Raw genomic sequence first — 11,071 nt, 5'->3', positions numbered from 1 at the left:
TATCATTTTTTAAATCACAAAATATTGAAATGAATTATCTTGAGAATACGCTTAAAATGATAGAGCTTTATCAAACTAAAGATTATTTTAGAAAAGAATTGTTTTCAAAGTCCGAAATTGAACAATTTAAATTTTCAGAAGCAGGTAGAAAATTTAACGACAAGAAAAATGTTATTTTATCCGACCCCAAGAATCCTTTTTATAACAAATCCATAGATTAAAAGAAAAAGTAGTATACGTTAGCTCATTTATTTTAAATGAGCTAAGCAGTCGACGTTGTTATTACCAACAACGAACAAAAGATTATTTACTGATATAATAATAAAATAAGTATTTTTTTTGATTTTTTACATATATCTCATCTTTTATTTTATTAATTTGATAATCTTCATTTTAAGAGTTTATCTTTTCAACCTATACAAATGGAGAAAATCTAATGATTAAATCTATAGACCTTACAAATACAGAGCGACGCGTATCGACTGCTGAATTTGCATTAAGAATGAATATATCTGAAAAAGAACTATATGATCGGATTAAAACTGGTCGCGTGAAGAGACCAATAAAGGATGGACGTAAAAACTTCTGGCTTAATAGCTATGTCCTTACCTGTATTCTAAATGAGGAAAACTCCATACTTACGTCAAAATGAAATAGATGTTGCTCTAAGTCAAAAACGCCTGATTTTTCTCAGGCTTTTTTTTCAATATTTTCATTCATCCAAGAGTTAAATTCTTATCTGATAAGATGACTTCTTTTTTTAAGAGATTTAAGGTTTATATAATTAAAAAGGTCACAAATAAAATTTGTGACCTTTTTGTAACAAACTCATATGTGAGTAAAACCATGAGTAAGTTAAATATCAATAGTTTAAATTATATCAAATTACAATAACTTAAACCACATACAAGCGGTCTACATCATGCCGCCCATACCACCCATACCGCCCATATCTGGTGCAGCTGGTTTGTCTTCTGGGATGTCAGTAATCATGCATTCAGTTGTCAACATTAAACCAGCAACAGAAGCTGCGTGCTCAAGTGCAGAACGCGTTACTTTAGCAGGGTCAAGAATACCCATTTCTAACATATCGCCATATTCACCAGTTGCAGCGTTATAACCGAAGTTACCTTCACCCGCTTTAACTGCATTGATTACAACTGAAGGCTCATCACCTGCATTTGAAACGATTTGACGAAGTGGCGCTTCGATTGCACGACGTAAAATGTTGATACCAGCTGTTTGATCTTCGTTAGCACCTTTTAGGCCATCTAACACATTTACAGCGCGTACTAATGCAACACCGCCACCAGCAACAACACCTTCTTCTACTGCTGCACGAGTAGCGTGAAGAGCATCATCTACACGATCTTTCTTCTCTTTCATTTCAACTTCAGTTGCTGCGCCGATTTTGATCACTGCAACACCGCCAGCTAATTTAGCAACACGTTCTTGAAGTTTTTCTTTGTCGTATTCAGAAGTAGACTCTTCGATTTGAGCGCGGATTTGTTGTACACGCTCAGCGATTTGCTCAGCATTACCAGCACCATCAACGATTACAGTATTTTCTTTAGATACAGTAATTTTGTGTGCAGTACCTAGATCTTGTAGAGAAGCTTGCTCTAAAGACATACCCACTTCTTCAGAAATTACAGTTGCACCAGTCAAGATCGCGATGTCTTGAAGCATTGCTTTACGACGATCACCAAAACCAGGTGCTTTAACCGCACATACTTTGATAATACCGCGCATGTTGTTCACAACAAGTGTTGCAAGCGCTTCGCCTTCCACATCTTCAGCGATGATAAGAAGTGGTTTACCTGTTTTAGCAACCGCTTCTAATACAGTAATCAATTCACGGATATTGCTGATTTTTTTATCAACAAGAAGGATGAATGGATTTTCAAGTTCAGCAGTCAACGTATCTTGCTTGTTCGCGAAGTATGGAGAGATATAACCACGGTCAAACTGCATACCTTCTACAACGTCTAATGCGTCTTCGAAGCCAGAACCTTCTTCTACAGTGATAACACCTTCTTTACCAACTTTTTCCATTGCTTGCGCAATAAGCTTACCAACAGTTGTGTCAGAGTTCGCAGAGATTGAACCCACTTGTTCAATTGCTTTGAAATCATCAGCAGGTTTTGCATTGGTACGGATATTTTCAACAACAGTTTTTACTGCGATGTCGATACCACGTTTCAAATCCATTGGGTTCATACCAGCAGTTACTGATTTGATCCCTTCATTTAGGATTGCTTGTGCAAGTACAGTTGCAGTTGTTGTACCGTCACCTGCGATGTCATTTGTTTTAGAAGAAACTTCACGAACAAGTTGAGCACCCATGTTTTCAAACTTGTCTTTTAAAGAAATTTCTTTCGCAACAGTTACACCATCTTTAGTGATGTGTGGTGCACCGAAAGAACGATCGATAACAACGTTACGACCTTTCGGGCCTAAAGTTACTTTTACAGCATCTGCAAGTACGTTTACGCCTGCAATCATTTTTGAGCGAGCTGAATCACCAAATTTTACGTCTTTAGCTGACATATTAAACTCCGAATCTTTTTAAATACTGAATCTGATAATAAATGTGAGTTATGTGTCGATTAGCCTTCAAGCACAGCTAAGATGTCTGACTCTTTCATGATTAAGAGTTCTTCACCGCTTACTTTAACTGTTGTACCCGCATAAGTACCAAACAATACTTTGTCGCCAACTTTAACGTCTAAAGCACGAACGCCGTTGTCAGAGATTTGGCCATTACCTACTGCAATTACTTCACCTTGAGATGGTTTTTCAGCAGCAGAACCTGGAAGTAAAATACCACCAGCCGTTTTAGTTTCTTCTTCTACGCGACGAATCACAACACGATCATGTAATGGGCGGATGTTGCTCATAGTTAACTCCATCAGACTTAGTCTTATTGATTAATGTGCATTGCCAATTCATGGCAACGCATAAAATTTTGATATGCCACTTTTTTGGGGATGAAAAAAAAGGCTTCAAGGGGAAAAGTGAAAAAAAATCTATTTTTTGATGCTTTTTCAAACACTGATTTCAATCACATTGCATTTAGCTGGAAATCAGTGCTTTTCGAAGCTGTTTTTATCCTCATTAAACCAATAATGTTCAATCACACCATTATCCAATATCACGTTAAAACTATTAGAAAATCCAAAACGTAATCGATTTGATGTTGCCGTCCCAGCATGGATATCAAAAATAGGATATTCGAAACCTAATTGAAAAATTTGATTTAAATCGTGTACAGCAACTTTATGCAAGTGCCCATGCAATAAACCAAAAAGATGAGTCTTTCCCCACTGTTCTAAAGCCATTTTTCCAAGCACTGGACAATCTTTATCGCCATGATCGTTTGGAAATGTATAAAACGGTTGATGAAATACCACTAGTTTTAATTTATGGGCAGGAGCATGTTTGAGTCTTTCATAAGTTTCATGAATTTGCTCTAAAGAAATATGTCCACGCGTATGGTAACGACGACGAATGCTGTTCATGCCCACAATATAAAAATGCTCTGTTTCCATAGTCGTTTCTAAACGACCAAAAAAAGCTTGATAACGAACAAATGGTGAGAAAAAACGATTCCAGACATGATAAAGCGGAATGTCATGATTACCAGGCACGACTAAGTAGGGAATCGACAACGAGTCTAAAAACTGTTGACATGCATAAAACTGATTAAATCGAGCGCGTTGTGTTAAATCACCACTCACTACAATCGCTTCTGGACGATATTGTTTACAAAACTTTCGTATTGCTTTCAGACAAACATCACGCTCAGTTCCAAAATGCAAATCAGAGAGGTGTAATAACATTTGGAACCATAACTTTTAAAGATGATTTTTGAACTGAGAAATTTAGTGGTGTCTCCAACTCCATAAGTTCTCCATCAATCGCAACCGTAACTTTGTCTTTTTTGCAGCCAACAGTAATATTTTCTGCACAAAAAGTATAAACATCAGGCGTTTGCTCTATTTTCCCTTGAATTAGTTTTAATAACATTTTCAATAAACTAAACCGATCACTTTTGGCTACAACTACACCAGCTAGTTTTCCATTGGCCGCGCATTCAGCAATTCTTAATTTCATATCACACAATTGCAATTGATTATTTCCAAAGAAAATCAAGGGAGTCGCGACTGGATATTTCTGCCCATCAACATTAATAGACAGTTTCAAAGACTTATGTTCACGCAATAACACATCAAGTCCTGAAGTGTATGCATTTAAGGGGAAACGCCCGAAGTGCTGATTATATAGTTCTCGTTTTTTGATAAATAAAGGATAAAGTCCAAGGCTAGCATTATTTAAATAAATCTGATCATTAATTGTAGCAACATGAACTTCACGAAATTTACCCGTTGCAATCACGTCTGCTGCCGCAAAGACATCAATTGGAATATCTAAAACACGGGCAACATAATTAAAAGTTCCTAATGGAATAACCCCCATCGGAATATTGGTATGCATTAATCTTTTCGCAACTGCATTTAATGTTCCATCTCCACCAGCAGCCACCACAACACCACGTAAATCAGCCTGTTGATGACGTGAAAGCACAGATTTCATCATCTCGTCAAAATCAACCTTTTGATTTAGTTCAAAAACCTGTATTTCAAAACCATGCTGCGTCCAAAACGTCATTAAGCGTTCATAGACTTCATCTTGTTGCGCAGCATGAAATCCAGATTTTTGATTGTAGATAATCGATAAGGGGCGCAAATTTTGATTCACTCAGTTCACCCTTTGAAATTGTGCCTCCATATTTTTGTGCATAAAATCAACAAATAAAAGCCCGTTTATGTAAATTTTGGATGATGATTATTCAATTTATCAATAATAATTCTCAAAAAAATAAAATCAAATAAACAGTTGTTTTTAAATAAAATTTTTAATAAAAATAACATGCATAAAAAAAACATATAAGCCTAAAAAAAACTGACAAAAAACTTAAAAACAATAACTTAAGAAAAAATATACAGCTTTTCATTAACCTGCCATATGATCCAATAGTCTTATTTTTTTTATGATTTTGTGCTTTAATACAGCCACTTTTTTTACTTCATCTATTTTCATTGTAAACCAATGAATAGAATTGTACGTCGTACACACTTTAAAAAGGCATGACCATGACCCAAGTGAACGCACCAGAATTCGTTCGTCACCCTAAGCTTATTGCATGGGTGGAAGAAATTGCAAAATTAACCAAACCAGCAAAAATCGAATGGTGTGACGGAAGCGAAGAAGAATATCAACGTCTGATCGACTTGATGATCGCTAACGGCACCATGCAACAACTTAACCAAGAAAAACATCCTGGTTCTTATCTTGCAAATTCTGACCCTTCTGACGTTGCTCGTGTTGAAGACCGCACTTACATCTGCTCTGAAAAACAAGACGACGCTGGTGCAACAAATAACTGGGTTGCTCCTGCAGAAATGCGTACAAAATTAAATGGTTTATTTGATGGTGCAATGGAAGGTCGTACAATGTACGTGGTTCCATTCTCTATGGGTCCTTTAGGTAGCCACATTGCACACATCGGTATTGAGTTAACTGATTCTCCTTACGTTGCTGTTAGCATGACTAAAATGGCTCGTATGGGTAAAGCGGTTTATGACGTGCTAGGTACAGATGGCGAATTCATCCCATGTGTACACACAGTTGCTGCTCCACTTAAAGATGGTCAGAAAGATGTTGCTTGGCCTTGCAACAGCGAAAAATACATCGTTCATTACCCAGAAACTCGTGAAATCTGGTCTTACGGTTCTGGTTACGGCGGTAATGCTTTACTTGGTAAAAAATGCTTAGCACTTCGTATTGCATCAGCAATGGGTCGTGAACAAGGTTGGTTAGCTGAGCACATGCTTATTTTAGGCGTGACAAATCCACAAGGCGAAAAACACTACATCGCAGCAGCATTCCCTTCTGCTTGTGGTAAAACAAACTTCGCAATGTTAATTCCACCAGCAGGCTATGAAGGCTGGAAGATTGAAACTGTAGGTGACGATATTGCATGGATCAAACCAGGTGAAGATGGTCGCTTATATGCAATCAACCCAGAAGCTGGTTTCTTCGGTGTAGCGCCTGGTACAAATACCAAGACTAACCCGAACTGTATGGCGACACTTCATAAAGATGTAATCTATACAAACGTCGCTGTTACAGACAATGGCGAAATTTGGTGGGAAGGTCTTTCTAAAGAAGTTCCTACTAACTTAACCAACTGGAAAGGTCAACCTCACGTTGATGGTGAAAAAGCTGCACATCCAAACGCACGCTTCACAGTTTCAGCTGGTCAATGCCCTTCTATCGATGCTGACTGGGAAAATCCAGCTGGTGTACCAATTTCTGCGTTCATCTTCGGTGGTCGTCGCGCAGACACAGTACCTTTAGTATCAGAAGCTTTTGACTGGGTTGATGGCGTTTATAAAGCTGCAACGATGGGTTCTGAAACAACTGCTGCTGCTGTTGGTCAACAAGGTATCGTTCGTCGTGACCCATTTGCAATGCTTCCATTTGCTGGTTACAACATGGCTGATTATTTTGGTCACTGGTTACAACTTGGTCAAGAAGTTGGTGCTAAAGCAGAAGCTGCTGGTAATAAATTACCAAAAATCTTCAATGTAAACTGGTTCCGTCGTGATGCAGAAGGCAACTTCGTATGGCCTGGTTTTGGTCAAAACATGCGTGTTCTTGAGTGGATTATTGATCGTTGTGAAGGTCGTGCAGAAGCGACAGAAACTCCAATCGGTTTAGTTCCTACATATGAACAGTTGAACTGGGCTGGTATCGACTTCTCTAAAGAACAGTTTGATACAGTAACTTCTCAAGACAAAGATCAATGGATCAAAGAGATTGAAAGCCACACTGAGCTGTTCACTAAACTTGGTGCTCGCTTACCTCAAGCGCTTAAAGATCGTCAAAATGAATTATTAGCAGCTGTTAAATCTGCTTAACTCATTTTCCCTCCTGCACAAAGAGGGATTAAGAAAAATTAAAAGGCCACTTCCGTGGCCTTTTTTTATGGCTTTTCGAAATTATCAATTAATCCCCTAATTAACCATGACTATTCCCATTAAGCTTTAGAGGAAATAAATTGCAAAATTAACAAATATTAACAATAATGATAATAATAGTATTTCTCATTTATCTTATATGGTTGTCGGTATGAGTTCTTCCCCTCTGTTCAAACGTAGTCGATTGTTTTTAGCTATCTCAACGTTAATTAGCATTAGTTCATATAGTTATGCACTCGATGATGAGACACAACAACTCCCAACGATTAAAGTTCAAGCCACTCAAAATGACGACAGCAGTGAAAAAACTAAAGCTTACAACATTAAAAATAGTTCAAGTGCAACTAAACTCAATATTAAAGCCAAAGAAATTCCACAAACGGTCAATGTGGTAACGCGTCAACAGATTGAAGATTTCGGACTGACTAGCTCAAGAGATATTTTAAACAACACCCCAGGCGTAACTGTTAATTCACTTGAAACCGAACGCTCAGTGTATATGGCACGAGGATTTGAAATCTCCAACATTCTTGTTGATGGCGTAGGTTTCCCTTCAAGTGTATGGAATTATAATGACACCAATCCAGATAGCTTCTTTTATGATCGTATTGAAGTGATTAAAGGAGCAGATGCACTGACCAATGCTTTCGGTGATCCAAGTGCGACTATTAACTATATTCGTAAGCGCCCAACTAAAGAGTTTCAAGCGAACGCCGGATTGAGCTATGGTTCATGGGATACGCAACGCTATGAAGCCGATGTATCAGGCAGCTTAACACCTAATGGTAATATTCGAGGTCGCCTCAGTACTTTTGAACAAACTGGCGACTCACATTTAGATCGCTACTCTTCTGAGAAAAATGGTATTGCAGGCGTATTGGAAGCCGATCTTACAGATACTACGCTATTGTCTGTTGGTGCCAGCCAAGAAAAAAACAAGCCCAATGCCAATAACTGGGGTGCTTTACCTCTGATGGATTCTTCAGGTAAACAAATTAGTTATGATCGTTCATACAATCCAAACCCAGACTGGGCTTATTGGGACAATACGTCTCGAAATGCATTCATCGAGTTAAAGCAAAAGTTCTTGGAAACTTGGTCTGCTAACCTAAGTTACAACTACAATGAAAAAGAACGCCAAAGCCAGCTACTTTACTACTATGGCTATCCAAATGCAGATGGTTCAAATGTAGATCTTACAGCTTGGGGTGGAAAAGAACATAACAAGCTACAAACTGCTGACTTTAACTTACAAGGCAAGTTCGATCTTTTAGGGCGTGAGCATGAAGCAATTTTAGGCTATACATTCTCTCAAAGTGAACAAAATGATAAGCAAAAATCTGGGACTATCCTCGATACTAATGTTGGAACATGTACCCGTGGTACGGTACCAAATACCTATGAAGCACAATGCACAACTGGCTGGGCAAGCTGGACACCAAACAATGTTTCATGGAGTGCTTTTTCAGATGCAGCAGATTACACGCAACGCAATCAATCTGTTTATGCAGCAACACGCTTACATTTAACGGAAGATCTCAAACTCACATTAGGTGCGAACTATGTTCAAGCCAAAAGTGAAGGGACAAGTTATAGTGCACCAATGAATTATGATGAAAGTAAAGTTTCACCATATGCTGGTATTACCTATAACTTCACGCCTGAGTATACAGGCTATATGAGTTATACCTCTATTTTCCGTCCACAAACCTCAATTGATGAGACAACTGGTAAAGTAGCGGATCCAATTGAAGGCAAAAGCTATGAGATTGGAGTAAAAAGTGCATGGTTAGACAACAAACTTACAGGTACACTCGCTATCTTTAGAACTGAAGAAAATAATTACCCACTTAGACCAACTGATAGCCATCCGCTTAATCGTACCTCTGCAATCAGTGACTTACGTTCACAAGGTGTAGAAGTTGGTTTATCAGGACAATTAACTGATCAAGTCAATGTATCTTTGGGTTACACCCAATTTAGTCTCCAAGACTTAAAAAATGGTGGTGCAGCTCGAACCTACAATCCGACCCAAAGTTTCAACTTATTAACAACCTACTCCCCTACCCAATTACCAAAATTAAAAGTTGGTGCTGGCGTAAAATGGCAGAGCAAAATTACACGCTTTGATCCAACTTACTCGACTTATCTCAAACAAAGCGATTATGCCTTGCTGAATTTAATGGCAAGCTATGAGGTTAGTCCAAACTTTACCATTCAAGCCAATGCAGATAATGTAACCGATAAAAAATACCTCAATAGCTTCACTGATGGGCAGGCATTCTACGGAGAACCAGCCAACTATACGGTAGCTCTTAAATTTAAATACTAATAAAAAAGCCCTCTTATCTAAGAGGGCTTTTTTAAATGCTTAAGCAGCAGCTGTGGTATTTGGTTTATTTGCTAGATAAGCTTCTAAACTTTCAACTTCGCTCGGTGCAAAATTCAAACCTAATTTAGAGCGTCTCCACAAAACATCCTGACTGTTCGTCACCCACTCAAAACGGCATAAATAATCTACTTCACGAACATACAAACCTTGTCCAAAGTGCTGTCCAAGTTGCTCAACTGAACTTGCCTCGCCCAGAATATTCCAAATGCGTGAACCATAAGCTGAAGCCCAACGTTTAGCTAGCGCTTCTGATGCATCAGTAACTTGAGCACGAATTTCAAGAATTAACTGCTCTACTGACTCCATATTTTCGCCACCAGGTAAAGCTTCTGTTGCAGTCCAACTTCCTTTCATTTCAGGGAAAAATGCTTTCAACTGCTGCATAGCCGACTCAGCCAGCTTACGATAAGTCGTCAACTTACCGCCAAATACTGAAAGCAACGGCGCTTGATCTTCTGACTCTTTTGATAAAGCCAAAGTATAATCACGAGTGATCGCAGATGGATTATCCGACTCATCATCACACAATGGGCGTACACCAGCAAAAGTCGAAACAATATCCGCTTGAGTCAATTGTGTTTTGAAATGCTCATTACTAACCTTAATCAAATAATCTGTTTCTTCCTGCGTAATTTTTACTTGTGCTGGATCACCTTGATACTCACGATCCGTAGTACCGATCATCGTGTATTGGTCTAAATATGGAATTGCGAATACGATACGACGATCATCATTCTGCATGATAAATGCTTTATCACCTTCATATAGCTTCGGCACAATGATATGACTACCTTGAATTAGACGGATGCCATAAGGTGATTTCAGCTGTAAATCTTGTTTAATGAATTGTGCAACCCAAGGTCCAGCAGCATTCACTAATGCTTTGGCCTTAATCTGGAATTGACCTTTTTCATTTTCTAAATCAACAACCCAGTATTGACCTTCACGTTGAGCAGACAAACAACGTGTACGTGTTACAACATCAGCACCTTTTTCACGCGCATGCATTGCATTTAACACAACAAGTCTAGAGTCATCGACAGCACAGTCTGAATACTCAAAACCACGGGTAATAGCTGCTTTTAACGGACTATCTTCTTTAAAATAAACGTTATTTGAACCTAATAGTTTCTCACGCTTACCTAAATGATCGTAAAAGAACAAACCAGTACGAATCAGCCATGCAGGACGTAAATGAGGACGATGCGGCATGATAAAACGCATTGGGCGAATAATATGAGGCGCTTTTGCCAGTAGCACTTCCCGCTCAGCTAATGCCTCACGCACCAAACGAAATTCTTTATGCTCAAGATAGCGTAAACCACCATGAATGAGCTTACTGCTTGCAGATGATGTATGGCTTGCTAAATCATCTTTTTCACATAAGAACACAGATAAACCACGCCCAGAAGCATCCGCAGCAATACCAACACCATTGATACCACCACCGATAACCGCGAGGTCATAAATTTTGTCATTTGACTGAGGAGAAGTTTGCATAAATCACCGCAAATTTTCATTATTGTTCAATATTGAAAATTAAAACATATCAAATGAAAATAAACAATTAAAATTAGCCAAAAAAATGCCAATTAATAGACATTTTTAGATGAATGGTAAAAAATGAAAATGA

The 11,071-nt window shown here is 38.3% G+C and carries 8 protein-coding genes and 1 pseudogene; 4 read left to right on the top strand and 5 right to left on the bottom strand.

Going from position 1 to position 11,071, the window contains the following annotated elements; translation table 11 throughout:
- A pseudogene (locus tag IO68_RS34130) lies at window positions 1-221 on the top strand (hypothetical protein); the annotation flags it as partial.
- A 215-nt stretch (window positions 222-436) separates the two neighbouring features.
- A complete protein-coding gene (locus IO68_RS34125) occupies window positions 437-652 on the top strand; it encodes a hypothetical protein (RefSeq protein WP_023013003.1) in 216 nt (71 codons plus the stop codon).
- Between the two features lie 263 nt (window positions 653-915).
- Here the strand turns inward: IO68_RS34125 and groL are convergent, their stop codons facing one another.
- The 4 genes from groL to IO68_RS22420 all read right to left on the bottom strand — a co-directional run bounded on the left by groL (window position 916) and on the right by IO68_RS22420 (window position 4,761).
- Window positions 916-2,550, bottom strand: a complete 1,635-nt coding sequence (gene groL, locus IO68_RS22435) for a chaperonin GroEL (RefSeq protein ID WP_004878354.1) — start codon at window positions 2,548-2,550, stop codon at window positions 916-918.
- A 59-nt stretch (window positions 2,551-2,609) separates the two neighbouring features.
- Entirely contained in the window at window positions 2,610-2,900 is a 291-nt protein-coding gene (groES, locus tag IO68_RS22430; protein ID WP_023013002.1) for a co-chaperone GroES, read from the bottom strand.
- A gap of 186 nt (window positions 2,901-3,086) precedes the next feature.
- On the bottom strand, window positions 3,087-3,842 hold the full coding sequence (locus IO68_RS22425) for a metallophosphoesterase family protein (protein ID WP_023013001.1): 756 nt from the start codon (window positions 3,840-3,842) through the stop codon (window positions 3,087-3,089).
- Entirely contained in the window at window positions 3,823-4,761 is a 939-nt protein-coding gene (locus IO68_RS22420) for a diacylglycerol/lipid kinase family protein (RefSeq protein WP_007481736.1), read from the bottom strand. The genes IO68_RS22425 and IO68_RS22420 overlap by 20 nt, the downstream gene beginning before the upstream one ends.
- Before the next feature lie 395 nt (window positions 4,762-5,156).
- Here IO68_RS22420 and IO68_RS22415 point away from each other — a divergent pair, with 395 nt between their 5' ends.
- Window positions 5,157-6,986: a phosphoenolpyruvate carboxykinase (GTP) gene (locus tag IO68_RS22415; protein ID WP_031234743.1), complete on the top strand. Its 1,830-nt coding sequence runs from the start codon at window positions 5,157-5,159 to the stop codon at window positions 6,984-6,986.
- Window positions 6,987-7,185: 199 nt separating this feature from the next.
- Window positions 7,186-9,378: a TonB-dependent siderophore receptor gene (locus IO68_RS22410; protein WP_023012999.1), complete on the top strand. Its 2,193-nt coding sequence runs from the start codon at window positions 7,186-7,188 to the stop codon at window positions 9,376-9,378.
- 39 nt (window positions 9,379-9,417) lie between these two features.
- On the opposite strand, the gene glpD is transcribed toward IO68_RS22410, so the two are convergent.
- Window positions 9,418-10,938: a glycerol-3-phosphate dehydrogenase gene (glpD, locus tag IO68_RS22405; RefSeq protein ID WP_007481742.1), complete on the bottom strand. Its 1,521-nt coding sequence runs from the start codon at window positions 10,936-10,938 to the stop codon at window positions 9,418-9,420.
- Between the last annotated feature and the right edge of the window lie 133 nt (window positions 10,939-11,071).

It is taken from the genome of Acinetobacter sp. COS3, from assembly GCF_000475335.1.
Taxonomy (GTDB): Bacteria; Pseudomonadota; Gammaproteobacteria; order Pseudomonadales; family Moraxellaceae; genus Acinetobacter; species Acinetobacter venetianus.
This window is presented reverse-complemented; position numbering and strand designations above follow the sequence as displayed.

Excerpts from the sequence above, each read along its gene's own strand:
- IO68_RS34125 (WP_023013003.1), top strand. The coding sequence starts at position 437 with ATGATTAAATCTATAGACCTTACAAATACAGAGCGACGCGTATCGACT.
- groL (WP_004878354.1), bottom strand. The coding sequence starts at position 2,550 with ATGTCAGCTAAAGACGTAAAATTTGGTGATTCAGCTCGCTCAAAAATG.
- groES (WP_023013002.1), bottom strand. The coding sequence starts at position 2,900 with ATGAGCAACATCCGCCCATTACATGATCGTGTTGTGATTCGTCGCGTA.
- IO68_RS22425 (WP_023013001.1), bottom strand. The coding sequence starts at position 3,842 with ATGTTATTACACCTCTCTGATTTGCATTTTGGAACTGAGCGTGATGTT.
- IO68_RS22415 (WP_031234743.1), top strand. The coding sequence starts at position 5,157 with ATGACCCAAGTGAACGCACCAGAATTCGTTCGTCACCCTAAGCTTATT.
- IO68_RS22410 (WP_023012999.1), top strand. The coding sequence starts at position 7,186 with ATGGTTGTCGGTATGAGTTCTTCCCCTCTGTTCAAACGTAGTCGATTG.
- glpD (WP_007481742.1), bottom strand. The coding sequence starts at position 10,938 with ATGCAAACTTCTCCTCAGTCAAATGACAAAATTTATGACCTCGCGGTT.